We start from the raw sequence: 19,960 nt of genomic DNA on the forward strand, positions 1-19,960 counted from the left end.
CCATGCCGCGCAAGCTCCGCCGCAGCCGAGCCAATTAGGTTTTAGGATTTACCGCCGCCCAAGCGCCACCTATCAGGACGGGATGCGTTTGTTTGCGTTCATCTGCTTCCTTCTTTCTGCGCTGTCCCTCACGGCGTTGCCCCTCACGGCGGCCCCAACGGCGTCCTTCGTCCGAGTGTGGCCGGAATACCGCACCACGGAGTCATTCCAACGGATTTCCGAGTTTTTCTCGGGCAAGGAAAACCAAGGCGGACGGTTGATCCTGCGCACGCGAACCGAGGAGCGCGCCGGCTTTTACTTCACCGCCCGCATCAAAATCTCCGAACCTGAATCAGACGCCATGCTGGTCATCGAGTATATCCTGCCGGGCAGCGATCAGGCGAGAGTCCATTTTCTCCCGATCGACCTGAAACGCGGCAGCACGGGATTTCTCGCCGGCATCACCGGCAACGACTGGCCGGGCCCCAAAGTCATGCCCACCGCCTGGCAAATCCGCCTTCTCGGATCGGACGGCAAGGAACTGGCGCGTGAGCAAAGCTTCCTGTGGGACCTGCCCCCTTCGCGCCGCCAGCCACGCCTCACGGTGCCTGCCGACGCCGTGCCGGCGAGATAAGATAACGGAAGTTCAATCGCTGCTGAAGCAGCCTCACGATTTCGCGTTTAGCACACCAGCATTAGCACAAAACCGTCCGCACCCATTGCCACCTGCCCAGTTTACGCCAACGAATGCGCAGCGAGCGCAACAGCCTCTCATGCATTCTATCTTCTTACTATGCCTAAAAATCCTGACCAAGTCTCGTCATTAGGACTCTCTGCAAGAGGCGCTCGCGCCTCCCTGCGCGGCACCGCCCTGCTGGGTGATTCCGTTCTCAACAAAGGCACCGCCTTTTCCGAACGCGAACGGGATGCGCTTGGCCTGCGCGGCCTGCTTCCCCCGCGCGTTTTCACGCTCGAACAACAAGAGCAACGCGCCCTCAACGCCATGGCCAAAAAGCCCTCTGCGATTGAGAAATACATTTACCTCACCACCCTCCAATCCCGCAACGAGACGCTCTTTTACCGCCTCCTGACCAACCACGCCGAGGAGATGATTCCCCTCGTTTACACGCCCACCGTGGGTCAGGCGTGCCTTGAATACGGCGCCAACTTCCGCCGTCCGCGCGGCCTGTTCATCAGCATCAAGGACCGCGGACGCATCGCCGAAATTCTCCGCCACTGGCCCATCACGGACGTGCGCATGATCGTCGTCACCGACGGCGAACGCATCCTCGGCCTCGGCGACCTCGGCGTGCTCGGCATGGGCATCCCCGTTGGCAAACTCGCCCTCTACTCCGCCTGCGCCGGCCTGCACCCCTCCTACTGTCTGCCCATCGCGCTCGACGCCGGCATCGACAACGAAACGCTCCGCAACGATCCGCTCTACCTCGGCCACCCGATGAAACGCGTGCGCGGCGCGGACTACGACGCGTTCCTCAACGAATTCGTCGAAGCCGTCAAAACCGTGTTCCCCAAGACCATGATCCAGTGGGAAGACTTCGGAAACACCAACGCCTTCCGCCTCCTGCATGAGAACCGCTCCCGCGTGTGCAGCTTCAACGACGACATTCAGGGAACGGCCGCCGTGGCCCTCGCCGGCGTCATCAGCGCGCTCAACTCCACCGGCGGCAAACTCGCCGACCAGAAGCTCCTCTTCCTCGGAGCCGGAGAAGCCGGCACCGGCATTGCCGACCTCTTTGTCGCCGCCGCGCGCGAAGCCGGCCTCAGCGAAGAACAGGCGCGCGCCCGCTGCTGGTTCGTCGATTCGCAAGGCCTTGTCGTCAAGACCCGTCCGGGCCGTGCGCTCGCCCACCACAAGCTCCCCTATGCGCACGACGCCGCCCATGTGGCGACGCTCGCCGAGGCCGTCGAAGTCGTGAAACCCACGATCCTCATCGGTGTCTCCGGCCAGCCCAAGACCTTCACCGAGCCCATCGTGCGCCGTATGGCGGAGCTCAACAAAACTCCGATCATCTTCGCGCTCTCCAACCCGACCTCCCAAGCCGAGGCCGTGCCCGCCGACATCTATGCCTGGAGCAGTGGTCGCGCCATCGTGGCGACCGGCAGCCCGTTCGCTCCGGTGGAGCTCAACGGGAAAAAATTCGTCCCCGGCCAGGGCAACAACGTTTACATCTTCCCCGGTGTGGGCTTGGGCTCGCTCGTCTGCGAAGCGACCGAAGTCACGGACTCCATGTTCCTCGCCTCGGCCCGCACGCTGGCCAGCCTCGCCACGAAGGAAGACCTGGCGATGGGCCGCGTATATCCCGCGCTCTCGAAGATCCGCGAAGTGTCGCTCAAAATCGCCGTTGCCGTCGCCGAAAAAGCCTACGAGGCCAACGTCGCCGCCCTGCCGCGTCCCGAAAATCTGGAGGCCGCCATCGCCGCCAGCATGTTCACGCCGGAGTATTACGACTACGTCTGAGACACGCGGGGATCGCACCCCGCCAAGGCATTTTGATTTGTCCCGGAGGGGCTTCGTTAAGCGAAGCCCCTCTTTTTTTGCAGTCTCTCAGTTCACCGTCGGGTAACTGCCCAGCCACTTCACCAAGGGACAGAAAGTGCGCAGTTCCGCCACAGCCTGCTTCATCGGCTCGTCATGGAAATGACCGGTGACATCCAGATAAAAATTGTAGTCCCAAGGGCGCAGCCGGCTGGGACGCGATTCGATCTTGGAAAGGTTGATGCCGCGTTGCGCGAAAGGTGACAGCAGGCGCAGCAGGGCGCCCGGCTGTCCGCTGGCGTCGCCAAGCGAGATCAGCAGACTTGTCATGTCACGCCCATTGCCAACCGGGCCGGTGGGCTTCTTGCCAATGACAAAAAAACGCGTGGTGTTGCCCGCCTTGTCCTGAATGTTCCGCGCCACGACCGGCACGCCGTAGTGCGTCGCCGCCAGTTCTGTCGCCACGGCCGCCACCCCCGACTCGGCACCCGCAATCTGCACGGCGCGCGCCGTGCTGGGCGCATCGACAAAGGTGGCGTGTGGCAGGTGGCTCTGGAGCCAGAGACGGCACTGGGCGAGCGCCTGATCCTTGGACAAAACACGAGTAATGTTTTCCAACGGCTCGCGTGTGATGAGGCAGTAGCTGATTTCCAAATACGTCTGCGCAACGACCTTCAAGTCGGACGTCACAAACTGGTCGAGTGCGTCGCGCACGGACCCCTCGGTGGAATTCTCAATCGGGATCATGCCGTAGTCGGACTCACCTTTTTCGACCGACGTAAAAATATCGGCGAAAGTCGTGAGCGCCACGTAGTCCACGCTCGCGCCAAACTTGCGCAACGCCGCCTGATGCGTGTTCGTCGCCTCGGGCCCGAGGTAGGCGATCTTGAGCGGCTTTTCGAGGGCGATGGCCGCCGACATGATCTCGCTGTAGATGGCGCGCAGAGCCTCGTCCTTGATCGGCCCGCTGTTGAGCGCCACGACCTTGCGCAGCACGGCGTCCTCGCGTTCGGGCACATAGATTTCACCGCCGGCGCTGCGCTTGTGGCGGCCGATTTCGGAGGCGTGCGCAAGGCGCTGGTTGAGGAGATCGACGATCTGCCGGTCAAGGCTGTCGATGTTTTCGCGGAGAGGTTTTAGAGGATCGGACATGGCAGAGTGGGTTTATTAACAAGGAATTAACCACCGAAACACAGATGCACAGAGTTCAACCGGGAGGGGTCAGGCATCGGAGCGGTCTTCTTTGAGCGGTTCACTTTGTGTCTCCGTGTCTTTGTGGTTCGATGATTGCGGATCGGGCTCGGTCGTGCCTGCGGCCTCCGCCGCCTCGCCAACCGGCACTTCGCTCGCGACTGCTTCGCTCGTGTCTCCGTCTCCACTCGTGATCTTCACGGAGTCAAAACTCGGCGAGTCGCCCTCGCCTTCTTCGAGCGGCAGTCCCATCTCGGCGTCGGCGGGGGGCGTGGTGTTGGCGGAGCGGTTGAGCCATTCGTCGATCTGACGGGGAGAAAGCACATCCGAGGCCGGAAGCTCGACCAGTGATTTCACGCCGACGAACTCAAGGAATTTGTCCGTCGTGCCGTATTGCAGCGGACGGCCGGGAAGGTCGGCGCGGCCCACGATGTAAACCAGTTCACGCTCCAGCAGCTTGTTCAGGCCCGCGTCGGCGGACACGCCGCGGATGGACTCGATCTCGGAACGAGTCACCGGCTGGCGGTAGGCCACGACGGCGAGCGTTTCGAGCGCGGATTGGGAGAGCTTCACGGGCGGCGGCTCATCACGCAGGATGCGAATCCAGCGGGCAAATCGTGGATGCGTCACAAGCCGGTAACCCTGCGCGCCGTCGATAAGAAAATAAATGTCGTTGAGCGCGCGCAACTCGCCGGCGAGTTCGTCCATCGCCTCACGAATTTGCGCCGTCGTGATAAGCGCCGGCACGTCGTGATAAAGATCGGCGTCCGCCGGTTCCGGCGCGGCCACAATAGCCGCCTCGGCGCTGGTTTCGGCCCCGGCCCCGCCGCTGGCGTTGGCTTCGGTGTTGGTTTCCGTGCTGACTTCGGTTTCGGAGCGGACGATGTCTCCAGTGCCCTCCCCCCCCCCCCCCCCCCCTGCCGTCGTGCCGGCACCGGCAGCCTGCGGGACATCGGCATCCGTTTCCTCGGCCACCGTGGCGGCCCGGGATGCCTGGTCATGAAATCGCGCAAACACCGCCTGGATGTCTTTGATCGAGAGCGGCTGGCTGGAGGAGAAGAGAAGTGCCTTGAGCACCAGTTTCAGATTGAACGCCATGCTGGGAGGAAATGCGGAGATGCGCAGAAAAAGCCCCCCGTAACCCGCTAAGCAACCCTGAAACTCCGGTTGGTCAGGCGACAGGAGCAATTTCAAGCTCCGTGCGGGCACAATCTTCCCCCAAATGACCTAAAACGGGAATCCCAGCGAGAACAGCACCGTGCCCGCCGGGTCGCCGTCACGACGCTTCAAGTTGTATCCGTATTCCAGACGCACCGGCCCGATGATCGTCTGGTAACGCACGCCCCCGCCGATCGAAAACAACGTCTCGTCAAACGGATAGTCATCCATGCTCGTCGCCGTGCCCAGCGCATCCAAAAACACCACCGCCGACCAGTTGCCCGTCACACGCTGCTCCAACTCCACGTTGCCCACCACCTGGCTGCGCACGCCGACAAAGGCCCCCGTATCATCGCGCGGCGCGGCCTCGCCGGCCTTGTATCCGCGAATCGAATTCTCCCCGCCGGGAAAAAACAGCTTGTTCACCGGCACCGGCTTGTCTCCCAACACCACGCCATGGCTGAGTCCAAGATGCAACCAGCGCTCGCCGCCGAGCGGCAGATGCCACGACCAGTCGAGCTCGATGCGCTGATAATCCACATCGCCGCCCAGCCACTTCTCCGCGTTTTCCAACTGCGCATACCACCTGTATCCGCTGTGCGGTTGCAGCGGATTGTCGCGCCGGTCCTGCACCAGTCCGAAATTCAGGCTGCCCACGCGCGACGAATCGAGATCCGTCGCACGCGTGCCCAGCGTGCTGTCGCTCGCGTGGAGCGATTCAAACGTGTAGCCCCCCGACACCTCCATCCGCCACTTCCGCACCGGACGCCGCAGCAGCAGACTGCCGCCATACTCCTCGCGGTCAAACGACTCCTCCTCGCGCAACAGGCCGAAAACCTTGACGCTGCCGTCGATGTTCTTCCCCAGCAGTTCCGGGATCGAATACGTGTAGTCGCCCTGCGAACTCTTCATTGACTGCACCAGTTCCAGCCGCGTGCGATGGGCCAGCCCCCATAGATTATTCTGGCGCAACTCCACACCGCCGCGCAACTGCTCGTAACTTCCGTATCCAAACATCAACGACGTATCCCATCGCGGCTGCTCCTTGAGAAAAAACACCGCGTCGCGCTCCGGCCCCGTTTCCGGATCGGCCCGCGAATCCACCATCTCGAACACCCCCAGACGGCTGAGCCGCAGACGGCCCGTTTCCACGTCCCGCGGATCAAACGGATCGCCCGGATGCAGCGCCACCTTGCTGGCAAGCAGCGCATCGCGCACGCGCGTCCTGCCCTCAAAACGCACCCGCCCCACCCGCACCGCCTCACCTGGGATCACACGCACCGTCACCACCACGTCGAGCACGCCGTCCGCGCCCGGCGGCTCCGGTGACTCCGGCGGGACCGCCGCCACCGTGACGCGGGCGTCGGCGTATCCGGCATCGTAAAACGCATTGCGGACCAGCACCTCCAGATCCTGCCCCGCCGTCCGCGACCAGGCGCTTCCCGGCGGCGGCAACTTCACCTTCGCCATCGGCCCGGTATCGCCGTCGATCTCCTCACGATACCCGCTGATTCGCCAGAACGGACCCGGCTCCACCAGAACATGCAAGCGCACCTCCCCTGTTTTGGCATCACGCCGCTCGTCCGCCACGCTGACCTGCGCCCCGACATAGCCGAGATTACGCAACGTCTCGCGCAGCGAGGCGACCGAACCTCTCAGCCTGCCCGGCGAAAATGCCTTTGCATCCGCCGGCGTGAGAACACCCAGGCGCGGGGCAAAAAAACCACGCGCCTCCTTTTCGCTTATCCTCCCCCCCCCCCCCCTCTCGCCTGCCAGTCCGTCGAGACCGGCAAACGTCACGGCCTTGATCGTATAACGCCGCCCCGGGATCACGCGCAACCGCACCTCCCGCGCCTCCAACGGGCGCGGCAATCCGGTGGTCAGCATGTTATCGAGCTCGTGTGAAAAATTCCTGCCATCCACCGTCACCCCCGATACAGCCACCCTGGCATCGAGAAAACCTTCGCTGCCCGCATGGGAAAGCAGCACGAGCGCGGCGTCCTCAATCGCATTGGCCTCCATGATTTCCCCTCGCTCCCGGCCGAGCACGAGATCAAGCATGCGCCGCGCCTGGATATTGTCCCACCACCCCAAACCGCGCACCGAGACCGCCGCCGGACGAGCAGGCGCCGGGGCGGGCGCAGCCAGCGAGGGACTCGCGCCCAGGCACGCCAGCCAGAGAAAAATCACAACAATACGAACGCAAGCGAAGTGGCACGTCACGGCTGCACCTCCTCTTTTGTTTCCGCGCCTTTCGTTTCCGTTTCCTGCTTCACCGGCCCCCCGCCCGCCTCATCCTTGCGCCTGGGAGTGAACCGCCATTTGAGGCCCGCGTTGTAGCCATCGAACTCATCGTATTCACCCACCAATGACCAACGCCCGCCCAGCGCGTATTCCATGGCATAAGTTTCCTTGCCCTGACGCGAAAGCTTTTCGCCCGTTCGCACCGTCAACCGTTCCGCCGCATCGTCGTTGACCCCGAGTTGCCGCAGCATGTCCGCGCCCACATACGTGCCAAACCGCGCCAGACGATGCGTGCTCGTCGAAAGCGAACTCTCGCTCGGAGCCACGCCCGCCATCACCAGCATCAAAATCTGTTCGGAGTCGAGCGCCGGACTGGAGAAAAACTGCAACACCGGCGCCTCCGCCGTGCCGGTCAGTTCCAGACGCAGATCGTAGTCGTAACGCTGCGCCACGCCCGACACCAGCAAACGCGGCTCGTAAGGCGCTGCCTCGGTCAGGCGCACGCTCGCGCCCTCCTGCACCACGAACACCGCGAAAGGAAAAATCACCCTCCCCCGCGCCACCCGCGCCTCGCCGACGGCGCGCGGATTGCCCAGCGTGCCCGTCAGGTTGAAACGCGCCGAAACCACCCCCTCGAACACCGGCGACCGCACCCGCATGAAACGCTCGCCGCGCAACGCCACGTCGAGTTCCCACGCATTGAACGGCGCCTCCTCCACCGCGAAATACGGCGGACGCCGCGCCACGCCCTTCACCCCCGTCGGCATCAACGACGTCAAATCGGACAGAAACACGCTGTCACGCAACCGCACCTCGCCCCCGATTTTCGCCCGCCCCGGCTCGCCGGGCAGCGAACGTACCGTGAGATCGATATCCCCCCGCACCACCAGCCCCGTCTGCCGCACGAACGGCGTGTTCTCCCCGCGTAGTCGTACATCGAATACCGGCCTCCCCCCCCGCGGCCACTCCGCTCCGCCCGTCAACATCACCGGCTGCCCCCCTGCCAGCGCCTTGATCGACTCCAGCACGACCGAGCGCCCCTGAAACCGGATGCGCGCCTCCACCTGCTGCAACACCCCCAGCGGCCCCAACGGACGCGACGACGCCCCGTGCAGTGTCACCAAACCCTCGATACGCTGATGCGGCCCATAAGCAACATCCGCGCTCAACACCCCCGCTGGAGCCAGATACGTCGGCATGTAACGTGCGATGGACGCCACCCGCGCCTCCGTGATGCGCAACCGGCCCTCCGCCCGCTCCCGCACCAGTTCAGCCCACGACTGCGGCAACTGCATCCACTCCGAAGATTTCACCGACAACCGCCCCGACATCGACACTGGCTGGCCGTCGATCTTCACCGACGCCTCCTCCACGCGAATCCCCTCCTTGCCCAGCGCCACCTCCACGCGCACATCCGTGACCGAAGGCAGGGAGAACGGCAGTCGCTCTCGCGCATTCTCCGGAATTTCCAGTCCCCCGGCCCGCAAACGAATCGTGCCGCCCGGCTCGCGCAATGTACCCGAAACGCTGGCGCGAAGCTCCGCCCCGCTCAATCTGATCCCACTCAACGCCGCCAATTCCTCCTTCCACCCCACGTCGTCGCGCGACACTAGATCGACCGAGAACGGCTCCGCCTCCCGCCATTGCAACCACCCCTCGCGTCGCGCGTGCAACGTCACCGGCAAACGCCCTTGCACGTCGGCCAGAACCGCACCCCGCGCTCGAATCTCCGCCTTGCGCAACTCCACCACGCTCTCGTTCGCCACGACATCAAACGAAGCCGCCAGCGGCGCCCCCGGCAACGGCTCCAACCGCACCTCGCCGCGCGCCAAGCCCGTCACCGCACCATCGCCCTGCCAGTCAGCCTCGACCAAAAATGAGGCCAACGAAGCTCCCTTCGCCCAAGCGGCCATGTCACCTGCACCGGACAACAGCCAGTCCTCCAACATATCCTCCGTGACGTTCCCTGCCTCCAGCCGCACCCGCCCGCCGCCCGGCTGAAGCACGCCCTCCGCCGAAACCGAAAAACTCCCCTCCCCCCCCCCCACAAGCCGCAACGGCGACACCGCCACCAGCACATCGCCCCCCCGCCGCACCATCACCGGCACCGCCAACTCCGCCCACGTCGCCCCACCACGCAACCAGCGCCAACTGCCGATGGTCAACGCATCCGCATCGCCCGGCGCAACCGCCGGCCTCAACTTGCCCGCCAGTTCCCACGCCGCCGCCTTGTCATTGGTTTCAAAATACAAACGCGAAACATCCACCGCCCCCCCCTGCCCCGACCACGCCACGCTCACCGCAAGCGGTTTCAAGAACGCCGCCGATGGAACCCGCACCGCCTGCGCCTCTAGTTCGCCCTCGTGCCGCAAACCGGCCAGCGCCCCCGGAGTCAACGCCTCCGGCAATGTGCCGGAAAACCGCACCGCCGCCTTCGTCGCGCCAAACCCCGCGCCCTCCGGCCAGACTCCGGCGCGTATCCATCGTGTGACGACAGATTCATCCGCCAGCGCCGCCGACAGCACACCGTCTGCGATGGATTTGGTCGCCGCATCATAACGACCGGCCAACTCAACCATTCCGCCATCCAGCATCACGCCCGCCTTGCGCAGCACGATCCCCGGCCAGCGCACCTCGCCCTCCGCCGCAACGTCACCGATGACCTGCGATTCCCAGGCCAGCCCCCGCCCTGACAACGAGAAATCCACGACCAACGCCGACAACGGCCCCGGCGCAAACGCGGCCCGCCCCGCGACCCGGCCCGCCAGCCCGTCCACTCCCGCCGCGCGCAACGCCGCCAGATCGACAGCGAAATCGAACACCGAACGCCCGCTGATAAAGCGTCCTCCCCAATCCATGACAAACGGTTCCGCCAGCCGCGCCTCCGCCTGTGGCAGCACCACCTCCAGCCGCCGTATCGCCACCTGCGTCCTGTCACCCTCCGCCTCGATTGCGATTTTTACCGGAGGCACACCCTCGCCCTCCCTGGGCTCCGCGCCTGCATCAATGCGCACCGTCCCCCCCCCCCCTTCCACTCTGCCGACCAACCACCGGCCAACTCCCCATAACGCCCCGTCACATCCCACACCGCCGCCGGCACCCGCCAGTCCGCGCCGCGTGTCGTCAGCGAATTCAACCGCCACGAGTCCGACAATTCCGCCTCCAGCGTGCCGCTTCCCTCCGTCCTGCCGCTCACATCCCGCAACGTCGCCGACACACGCCGCGCATCCGTGAGCCTGCCCTGAAGTCGCAGCATTCGTTTTTCGGATACAACATCGAACTCCACCGCATCCGCGCCGGTCTCCGCGCGCAATTCCACCGCTTCGTCCCTCCAACCCACCGCCGCCGTCAGCACGCCGCCGGAGTAGTCGATCCGGGGCACAACAAACACCTGTTCTCCAGAAAACGCCACCACCACCCGTCCCTCGCGGGCTTCGATCCACCCCAGCCAGCGCGTCAGTTGACCCGTCACGCCGGACGCCATGCGCACCGCCTTCGCAGGTGACATCGCTGGTTGGTCGCCCGCAGTTTTCCCATCGGTTGCGGAGACAGCGACCGTCCACCGTCGCACCTCAAGACGAGCCTGCCGCGTCCACGCCCAACGCACCAAGTCCGCACCCTCCACCTCATCCGCCGCAAACGTTGTGCTGGTGTTCGCCCACCTCACGCCATGCAGACGAAACCGCCCGCCCGCCACTGATTCGTAACGCACGTAATCCGCCCCCGCCACGCGCGTGCCCAGATGCACCGCCGCCCGTTGCCACCACGGCAACGTGACCACGCCAACCAGCGCGATCACGAGAAACAGTCTTTTGAGACGCCGCCTTTTCATAAGGAAGTTAACCACAAAGACACGGAGACAAAACAGGAGGGGGCGGTTCTTTTAAACCGCGAATGAACGCGAATGGTCGCGAATAAAAAAAACATGTCGAAATCCATTGGTTTTATTCGCGTCTATTCGCGTTCATTCGCGGTTGGTTCGTCTGCCTTGATTTTTGCTCGGCTAAATTCATGCCAGCCCATTGCGCACAAACAACGCCGCCGGGTCGGGGTCGCGTCCCATGAACCGGCGGAACAACTCCGCAGGCGGCACCGAGTTTCCCTTGCTCAAGATATGCTCGATGAACTGCGCGCCGACCTCCGCGTTAAAAATCCCCTCGCGCTTGAAGCGAGTGAACGCATCCGCGTCCAGCACCTCCGCCCACTTGTAGGAATAGTAGCCCGCCGCATAGCCAACCGGATCGCTGAACAGATGGTTGAACCGCTTCACAATCGTGCGCGACGGCGGCGACGTCGGTATCATGCAATCCGCCACGATCTCCCGCGCGACGGCCTCCAAGTCCCCCCCCCCTCCCGCGCTCCCGTCTGCGAACTCCGCGGCGCGCAGATGCAGCACGAGATCCATCTTGGCAAACTGCACCTGGCGCATCGTGGCGCACGCCGAGCGAAAATTGCGCGCCGCGATCATCTTCGTAAAAAGCTCATCCGGGATCGGCGTATCCGTTTCGTGGTGACGCGCAAACAGGTCGAGACTTTCGCGCTCCCAGCACCAGTTTTCCATGATCTGCGAAGGAAGCTCCACAAAGTCCCACTCGACATTAACGCCGTTGAGCGACTTCACCGGCACCTCGCCCAGCAGATGGTGCAACAAGTGACCGAACTCGTGAAAGATCGTCTCCACCTCGCGGTGCGTGAGCAGCGCCGGACGCCCCGGCGTGGGCGGCGTGAGGTTGCCGCAAATGTAGCCAAGATGTGGAGCGCGCGAGCCATCAGCACGCGGCCCGCCAGTGATGAGATAACCCATCCAAGCCCCGCCGCGCTTCGATTCACGCGGATGCCAGTCGGCGTAAAACGATCCCACATGCCGCCCCGCGCGATCATGCATCTCGTAAAACTTCACCTCGGGATGCCAGACCTCGACCTGTGGCGGTGAAAGTGGCGCGGGCGTCCCGCCCGCATTTTTCCCAGACGCGGGCGAGACGCCCGCGCCACTTGCGATCTCCGCGATGCGCAATCCGAACACACGCGACGCCAACGTGAACAATCCGCCGATCACACGCCCGACCTCGAAATACGGACGCAGCGCCTCATCGTCGAAATCGTAACGCTGTTGCCGCAGTTTTTCCGAAAAGAAGGCCACCGACCAAGGCGGTAGTTGACCACTCGATACACCGGCAAATTTTTCCAGTTCCGCGCACTCGCGCACGAATGCCGGACGCGCCCGCCGTTCCACGTCCTCGACAAAATCGAGAGCCTTGCGCCCGCTGCCCGCCATGCGTCGCTCGAGCACGAGATCGGGAAAATGCGCCTTGCCCAACAAGCGCGCCTTCTCTGCGCGCAAACCGAGAATGCGTTGCGTGATCGCCGTGTTGTCGTGCGGAGCCTGCGAACCGACATCGTTGGAAGCCGTCCACACTTCGCGCCGCAAAGCTTCATCCGCAGCGCGCGTCAGCACCGGCTCCAGCGACGGACCGTGCAGTGTGAACCGCCACGCCGGGCGGCTCCCCTCCCCTGCCCCGAAACCTTTGTCCCGCGCGCTCTGCCGCGCCGCCGCGACCGCATGCTCCGGCAGACCGGCGAGCCGCGCCTCATCCTCCGTCACCAGTTGCCAGGCATTGGTGGCGTCGAGGACGTTTTCGGAATATTTCTGGGTCAACTCCGCGAGTTCGCTTTCGATTTTCTCGACGCGTGCCCGCGCCTCGTCCGGCAAATCCGCGCCCGCCTGACGAAAGTCCGCGAGCGTTTCGTCCAGAAAACGCCGATACACGCCCGTCACATCCGCCGCCGCGCCGGAGGCGGCGAACGCCTTCAATCGCGCCCAGAGCGCGGTGTTGAGGGGGATTTTTGCGGAGAATGCCGACACTTTGGGCAGCATGGCATTGTGCGCCTCGCGCAACGCGGGCGAGTCGCTGACGGATTGCAGATGCGTGACTTTGCTCCACGCGAAGTTGAGCTGTTCCGTGGCGCGTTCGAGGGCGAGGAAAGTGTTGTCAAACGTCACCTCTGCCAGCGGACGTCCGGCGATTTCGTCAATGGCCGCCTGCGCCCCGGCCAGCGCGGTTTCGATAGCGGGCGCGATCCACTTCGGATCATGCGCCGACCAGCGGATGGCAAACGAGGGATCGAGAAAGGGATTCGAGTGCGTAGATGTAACAGAATCAGAGGCGGTGGATGACATGAGTGCCGCCAAGCGAATCCACCCCCGCCCCATGAGCAAGCCTGCGCCGAAGAGGGGGAGGAATATTTGACAGCGTTTTCCGAGAAACAGGGTGATGGGTCGCGATAAAAGTGTTTGGGTTCAGGCGTTGTCGCGCAGCGTCATCCGACCTTGAACCATGCGCTCGGTGTCGGCGTTGACAGAATTCGTTGCATTCCGAACTCCATGACAATCGCGTCTACTTGATTGTTTTCAAGTAAGCTAGGATGGCGTCGTTCTTTGCTTTGCCGCAGGCGGCGGAACTGCGGTGGCCGCTGGCGATATCATTATAAATTGCCTTTGGGCCGGAAAGATTGTTGTAGGCAGCATATACGGAAGTCGGCGCGCAGGTGACGTCGATGAAGCCGACCGTGAAATACGCAGGGACCTTCACGCGAGTCGCAAAGTTCATCGTGTCGTAATAGCGCACCGCCTCGATCACCATGGGCAGTTTCTCCGCCTCCTCCTTGACGCCGGGAAGGAATCCGGGCCAGCCGCGCTGACGGTTGACCAGGACGCCGGTGTTGTCGCAGAGCGCCGGGACGCCCGCCGAGATGTAGGTGACGCGCGAATCGAGTCCGCCAGCCGCGATCGCCTGTGCGCCGCCCTGGCTGCGACCGGAAACGATGACCGCACGGCCATCCCATTCAGGCTGGGCGGTGAGGAAATCTATCGCACGCACGAGGCGCAGATACATGTCCAGAAAATAGATCGTGTCGCGTGAGGCGCGGCCGCGTGCAGGGTAGCCACGGAGGTCGCCTCTGGAAATTTCCTCGTAGTAGGCGGCGGGTTTGCCGTTGGGCAGGCCATGAGCGTTGATGTCGAGCGCGATCAGGCCGCGCGCGGCCCAGTCGGAGGGGTCTTTGAGGCTCGAACTACGCACGCCGGCACCGTGAACCAACAGAATCGCCGGGAGACTGCCAAGCCTCGCGCCGACCGGCCGGGCATAGTAACCGGAAACAGGCGCGCCAATGCTGTCGGCCTGGAGATCAAAGGTCTCGACCTTGCCTGCAAAGTATGTGGGCGCGTTAACGGGTGTGAGCCGCGGATTCGCCGGGATGTCGGCGAGTTCCTTTTTCTTCGCGGCCCAGAACGCGTCGAAGTCGTCGGGCACCGGCAGGCTGGGCTTGATCTGAAGCGGATCGAAACCGGCACCGCCGAGCGCTTTAATCGTCGTGATTTCGGCCTTCGCTTCGGCGTTGGCAATGGTGGTGACATCAGATTTTGGATACGTATAGGTGGCCTCGCAAAAAATGAAACCAGGCTCGTGAAGCGTGGCTGTGATGGTGGACTGTCCCTTGACGAGCTTCGCCGTGCCGGTGTTGTGCGGAGGCATGCCATCTTTGCTAATGGTCCACTTGACTTCGGCGCCAGAGGGCGCGTTGGCGAGCCGGATCGTGAATGTGACGGTGTCGCCTTGGTGATAGAGCGCATCGGCACGGTCGGGCGTGACCTCGAGCGACGGGGTCTTGGCCTCGGCATCTGTTTTCATGGACGCCGATGAATGCGTGGCGCTAGTTTGGGCATTGACCGGAAGGCTGAACGCAAGGGAAAGCGCGACCGCAAGGCTGGCTGCGAGTGCGTGAGCGCCAGAACGGCGGCCGTAGCGGTCTTGGTTGCAAGACAGGGGGAAATGCATGAGCAACATATTGGAGGCGGATGTCAGGATCACGAAGACTCCCAAATTTTCTTTAATGTTAAATATTGAATATTCTCTGCCTCATGCCTGCAGCTGGATATCTGCGCAGGGGCGCGCTTCACCGGGGGTTATTCATATTGAACGCATCGCGCTCCCTATCCTCCGAATGCTTTCACCGTCTCGATCATCGCCAGGATATTCTCCAACGGCGTTCCCGCCTGCACATTGTGACTCGAGCAGCAAATGTATCCGCCGTCTTTGCCGAGGGTTTCCATGCATTTCCGAGTCTCCGCAACCACATCCCGCGTCGTCCCCATCGGCAGCGTCTTCTGATTTTCGATGCCGCCGTGAAAGATCAAATCTTTCCCGAACAGCCGTTTCAGCTCAGCCCTGTCCATGCCCGGACATATGTGTTGGATGGGGTTGAGGATGTCGATGCCACACTCAATCAGTCCGGGGATAATCGGTAATACAGCGCCGTCGGTGTGATAAAACACCTTCTTTCCGTGCCGGTGAACCAAATCGCACCATCTTTTCAGACGCGGCTTGAAGTGGGTTCCCCACACCTCTGTCGACACGAGCAGATTGTGCTGCATGCCCATGTCATCACTGATAAAGATCATGTCCAGTCGGTCACCCGACCGTGTGAGCAATCGCTCAAGCATCGCCGTCTGAATGGTGTCGATGTAATTGAGCGTTGTATCCATAAATTCAGGATTGATCAGCGTGTCCATCATGGCGTTTTCCATGCCACGCATCTGGCAATAGATTTCGAAGTGGGAAATCCAGGGGCCTATCGTTGCGAAGTTGCAGGCTCTGGCCTTGTCAGCCAGGGCGGCTGCCCACACGTAATCGAATTTGTCAGGGTCGGGCCAAGGATAATCGGCCAGTTGCGCCGGGGCGGTATAATCCGCCAAGGGCGGGTCGATATACTCCTGATAAGTGGCCAGTCCTGATTTGACCATGCGCGTGGGAACGCCCCAAGGGGTGATGCCACCGCTGTCGTTCGGATCGAAATGGCGGCCGGCATAACCGGGGAAAATCCACACAATCTTGTCGAGCCCCAGTGCCTGATAGACGGCGAGTTCATCATCCTGCGCCGTGTGCTGCCGCAAGCTGTCGAGCACCTCGGGCGTGCACCAGAGATCAATAGGGGCTCGGTCAACCGGCTGGCGATTGATCGTGGCTAGGATTCTTTCTTTGGGTGTCATGATATCAGTAGTTTTTTGATATGATGGGATTTTGATTTCCATGCGCAGCCAGCCACGCGACATTTAAGCGCGCAAAGGTTATCGACTGATTCACCCACATCGAATCGTTCACGCCACCTTTTTCATAGAGCAGGTAAATCGTATCCGTGCCGTCATGCGCGAGGTCGCAATAACCGGCAATCCCCGCGTCAAGCACCCGGGACATGGGCCATGTCGCGCAGTCATCGAAACTAATTCTCAACGTGAGGTTTACGCGGTCCTTGTTGCAATTCCAAGAGGGGCCATGCTTGCCGCTGTAAGTATCGCTGTCGGGATTACAGAAGAGCACCCGTCCGGGTTTCCCCGATTCTGGTTCTGGGAAATTGAGCCGCAGCAGATTGCCCATGCAAACGGGTTCCTTGAGCGCGTTGTCGAGAGTTGGCAGCGACCAGTTTTTCGCACCATCGGGACTGCGCGACACTGCTCTGCGATGTGCACGGTCCTCGGAACGAATGTTGAAGAGGATCGAGCCGTCTTCCAGTTCCACGCCCGCGGTCTCGCTCATGTTGGACAACTTTGGCGGGACAATTTCGCTGCGTTGCCAAGTGCGTCCGCGATCGTCGCTGTAAATCGCGGCGACCACCGATGGGCGGTGGTGCTTGCCACCGTTGCTGAGCCATACGGGGAGGATGAGGCGACCGTTGCGCGTGACGATTCCGTGCCCCGGTCCGGCGGCGATCACGTTCCAGAGGTAGTCGGTGTGGAATTCGCGAAATACGCTGGTGATGTCGCGCGGCGCGCTGAAGGTGCGTCCGCTGTCCTTGCTGAGGGCGTGGAAGGCGTAGGCGTAGTTGATAAAAAATACCAGGTGCACGGTGCCTTCGGCATCGACAACGAGGTTGGTGTTGTGGGCGGGGAGAATGCCGCCGTCAGCAAGAACGGAGGCAGGCGTCCAAGTGGTGCCGCCGTCCTCGCTCCGGCGCATCACGATGTCGATGTCGCCCCAATCGCCCGCGTTGCCGTTTTCGTCTCCGCGACGGGCTTCCCATGCGGCAAGCAGCGTTCCATCCGCAGCGCGGGCCAGGACGGGAATTCTTCCGGTCAACCAGCCGTTTTCGCCGGCGCGAAAAAGGTCAATCGACTCAAAAACAGGTGCGGTTGTTGTCGAGGTTGTTGAGGGCGGCATCGTCGGAACGTGGCTGGCGGGGGGGGAATGTGGTTATCGAAGGCGTTTCACGGTGTTGTTTTCCACGCGCACGTCGGAGCTGAGTTTCACCAGGATCGGTTCGTCGCCCGGCGCTTGGATCGTGTTGCCACGAACGACGGCACCCTTGGTTGACTCGATCCGAATGGCGACCGGCCAGGGGCTTTCGATGCGGTTGCCTTCGATCAGGATGTTTTCGTGAACGTCAGGGTAGGATTCGGTGCGACCGGCGGTGACTGAGAGCGCAGTGTGCGCGTTGCGAATGGTGTTGTTGCGGATGGTGACATTGCGCGTGGCGGTGCTTTCGAAATCGACGGTGGCGTCGCATGTGACCCAGATGCCTGCGCCGCTCAAGTCTTCGAAGGTGCAGTTTTCAATGAGCGCGTTGCGTGTTTTCAGGCGCATGCCGCAGCCGCGATTGCGGCGGACGGTACAGTTGCGCATGACGAATTCCGGGGTCTCGCTGGCGTTGCCAACGACGGTTCCGTTTTGGACGTAAACGGGCAAGTCGCGGTCCAGGGTGATGCGTTTCATTTTGATTTTCCCCACTTCGATCCAGGCGGCATCGAGTATCTTGGCATCGAATACAGGGACGAGCGGGTTGTCGTTGGTGGAAAATTCCAGTGTGTCACCCGGGCGCAGCGAGTTGCCCGGCGGCGGGGCGGCGCGGTCCGATTCTTTGAGGCCGGGGTTGCCGAAAATCGTTTTGTTGCCGCGCATCACGAGGGTACGGTTGTCCGTGCGCTCATGCACCATGGTGTAGATGCCGTGCACGTTGCTGCCATCGTCGCCCATTGCCTCGAACACGCAGTCGATCAATTCAACGCGGTCGCGAAGCATGTTGAAGTGCGTGGCGTCAACGGTGGTGGACATCCAGCGTCCGGTGCCCGGCCTAGGCATGATCGAGCAGCGGAGGAGACGGGCCGATTTGCAGGAGAGAGCCGTCAGGCCCATGTCCGAGGCGGCGAAGATGCGCACGTCTTCAAATGCGAGATTGCCGCTGTTCACCGAGCGGATGGCCCGACCTTCGCTGCGAACCACATACCAGATGATGAGGTGGTTCCCGATGAGGGGCAGCGTGCGTTTTTTTTGGTTAACGCGCAGGATCTCCGGGGAGGGGTTGACGAAGATGCGCAGCACATTGGGAGAAATGATTTGCGCGGGTTTGTCGTAACGTCTTTGGCTGATGAAAAAGTAGTCGCGATGGCTGGGTGGATGCGCGGCGAGTGTGTCGTTGTTAAAGGTCTGGAATGCCTGCACCGGGATTTCCCGCAGGGGATGGCCGGGTGCGATTTCCACGTCGATTGTCCCGTCGCCCGTCGCCACAACGCGACCTCCGGCAAAGGGCAGCGCGTCCTCTTGAATGTCGATGTCGAGACCGGAGACGCGAACATCGCCGCACTCCTCAAAATAAAACATCCCGGCGAGGTCGTTGCTGATGATCTCGGTGCGGTCTCCACAAATGGTGATCGAGGGGAATCGGGTGATGTTGAAAAACGCCCTGCGCGACTTGCCTGTGGTTTTTACATGATACACGCCGGGAGCGAAGAGGAGCCGGGGATTTTTTACTTTGCGGCAAGCGTCTAGTGCCGCGCGGATGGCGGGGGCGTCGTCATTGCCGTCATTCGGGACTGCTCCGAAATCGCCGACATGGATGTCGGTGGCATACGCGGCAGTGGTGGTTGTGAGGAGGAGGCAAAACAGAAGGCGGTGGAATGGACGCATGATGGTGAGATGGGCGGGCGACGGTGACGGAAGAAGGGGGGGGGGGGGAGCGGAGTGTGAAAATTAATGACACATTCAATGCACGTTGCGTTTGCGAAGCGCGACAGCGGTGCTGGCGAGGACGAGCAGGCCAATGAACAACGCGTTCGTGGCAGGTTCAGGCACGGCTGCGGTGGTCCAGAGTAGCTGGTCGGCGGCGAGCACACCGTCAGAGATGCGGATTTCGCTGATGCGGCCGTTGAGGTAACTGTCATTGGCGTGGGCGGCTTTGCCGATGGCCGTCGGGTTGTTGGTCGCCAGTGCCCCGCTGACGAGGCCACTCCCTGAATCCCAAGAACCGAGCAGCCTAGTGGTGTCATATACCGAGAGTTGCAGTTTGCCCGTGGTGTCACGGCTCGCCGCAAAGAAATACCATGTGTCCGCAGCGATTTCGAAATTCGTCCGCACCGTCTGGCTCGTGCTACCGTCGCCGACCCGAAACTGTAATTTTTTGTCGCTGTCTGGCACTGCGACCGCGAATCCGGGAGTGCCGATGGCGGTGGTGCCACGATTGCTGACAATGGCGTTGGGCGCCGTCAGCGAGCTCAGGTTGAACCAGCCTTCGATGGTGAACGCGGTGCTGGCGGCGAAACTCAATGAGGTGAGCACGCCATCGGATACGAGGCAGTCTTTATCTGCGGCAGAAAATTGCGCGGAGATGTTTCTGTCGCTATGCGCGGCGGGGACCGTGGCGGTTGCACTTGGGCGGGCGTTCACGGTTGACTGACTGAGGGTGTTACCGTTGCTGGTGATGCTACCGATGTTGTTGTTCCCGGCGGCGAACGAATCGAATGTCCAGTGAACAACGGTGCCTGCGGATGCTGTGGCGAGGACAGCGCTTAACGAGATGGCGGTGAGGGTGAGTGCTTTTTTCATGATGATCGGTCGGGTTGGTTAT

At 62.3% G+C, this 19,960-nt stretch carries 13 protein-coding genes; 2 read left to right on the forward strand and 11 right to left on the reverse strand.

Features of this window, described 5'->3' with window-relative positions; translation table 11 throughout:
* Positions 1–613: hypothetical protein (locus OBACDRAFT_RS22830; protein ID WP_232767608.1), on the forward strand; the 613-nt coding region annotated here is incomplete at its 5' end.
* A gap of 159 nt (positions 614–772) precedes the next feature.
* Positions 773–2,458: an NAD-dependent malic enzyme gene (locus tag OBACDRAFT_RS22835; protein WP_043589289.1), complete on the forward strand. Its 1,686-nt coding sequence runs from the start codon at positions 773–775 to the stop codon at positions 2,456–2,458.
* 87 nt (positions 2,459–2,545) lie between these two features.
* On the opposite strand, the gene pheA is transcribed toward OBACDRAFT_RS22835, so the two are convergent.
* From pheA to OBACDRAFT_RS22890, 11 genes are all read right to left on the reverse strand, one after another.
* Entirely contained in the window at positions 2,546–3,628 is a 1,083-nt protein-coding gene (gene pheA / locus OBACDRAFT_RS22840) for a prephenate dehydratase (RefSeq protein WP_043589291.1), read from the reverse strand.
* A 69-nt stretch (positions 3,629–3,697) separates the two neighbouring features.
* Positions 3,698–4,765, reverse strand: a complete 1,068-nt coding sequence (gene scpB / locus OBACDRAFT_RS22845; protein WP_043589293.1) for an SMC-Scp complex subunit ScpB — start codon at positions 4,763–4,765, stop codon at positions 3,698–3,700.
* A 129-nt stretch (positions 4,766–4,894) separates the two neighbouring features.
* Entirely contained in the window at positions 4,895–7,015 is a 2,121-nt protein-coding gene (locus OBACDRAFT_RS22850) for a BamA/OMP85 family outer membrane protein (RefSeq protein ID WP_232767623.1), read from the reverse strand.
* A gap of 29 nt (positions 7,016–7,044) precedes the next feature.
* Positions 7,045–10,116: a translocation/assembly module TamB domain-containing protein gene (locus OBACDRAFT_RS30980; protein ID WP_198529970.1), complete on the reverse strand. Its 3,072-nt coding sequence runs from the start codon at positions 10,114–10,116 to the stop codon at positions 7,045–7,047.
* A complete protein-coding gene (locus tag OBACDRAFT_RS22860; RefSeq protein ID WP_157837262.1) occupies positions 10,029–10,868 on the reverse strand; it encodes a hypothetical protein in 840 nt (279 codons plus the stop codon). The genes OBACDRAFT_RS30980 and OBACDRAFT_RS22860 overlap by 88 nt, the downstream gene beginning before the upstream one ends.
* Positions 10,869–11,078: 210 nt before the next feature.
* Complete coding sequence (locus OBACDRAFT_RS22865) at positions 11,079–13,247, reverse strand: M3 family metallopeptidase (protein ID WP_052362420.1); 2,169 nt, start codon at positions 13,245–13,247, stop codon at positions 11,079–11,081.
* Positions 13,248–13,464: 217 nt separating this feature from the next.
* Entirely contained in the window at positions 13,465–14,757 is a 1,293-nt protein-coding gene (locus OBACDRAFT_RS22870; RefSeq protein WP_232767625.1) for an acetylxylan esterase, read from the reverse strand.
* 302 nt (positions 14,758–15,059) lie between these two features.
* Positions 15,060–16,115, reverse strand: a complete 1,056-nt coding sequence (locus OBACDRAFT_RS22875; RefSeq protein WP_043589297.1) for a uroporphyrinogen decarboxylase family protein — start codon at positions 16,113–16,115, stop codon at positions 15,060–15,062.
* A gap of 4 nt (positions 16,116–16,119) precedes the next feature.
* On the reverse strand, positions 16,120–17,280 hold the full coding sequence (locus OBACDRAFT_RS22880) for a sialidase family protein (protein ID WP_052362406.1): 1,161 nt from the start codon (positions 17,278–17,280) through the stop codon (positions 16,120–16,122).
* 33 nt (positions 17,281–17,313) lie between these two features.
* Positions 17,314–19,023: a right-handed parallel beta-helix repeat-containing protein gene (locus tag OBACDRAFT_RS22885; protein WP_043589300.1), complete on the reverse strand. Its 1,710-nt coding sequence runs from the start codon at positions 19,021–19,023 to the stop codon at positions 17,314–17,316.
* A 75-nt stretch (positions 19,024–19,098) separates the two neighbouring features.
* Positions 19,099–19,938 (reverse strand): LamG domain-containing protein, encoded by an 840-nt coding sequence (locus OBACDRAFT_RS22890; protein ID WP_043589301.1) that lies wholly within the window; start codon positions 19,936–19,938, stop codon positions 19,099–19,101.
* Between the last annotated feature and the right edge of the window lie 22 nt (positions 19,939–19,960).

Origin of the sequence: Geminisphaera colitermitum TAV2, assembly GCF_000171235.2 — a bacterium.
In the GTDB taxonomy this organism is placed as follows: domain Bacteria; phylum Verrucomicrobiota; class Verrucomicrobiia; order Opitutales; family Opitutaceae; genus Geminisphaera; species Geminisphaera colitermitum.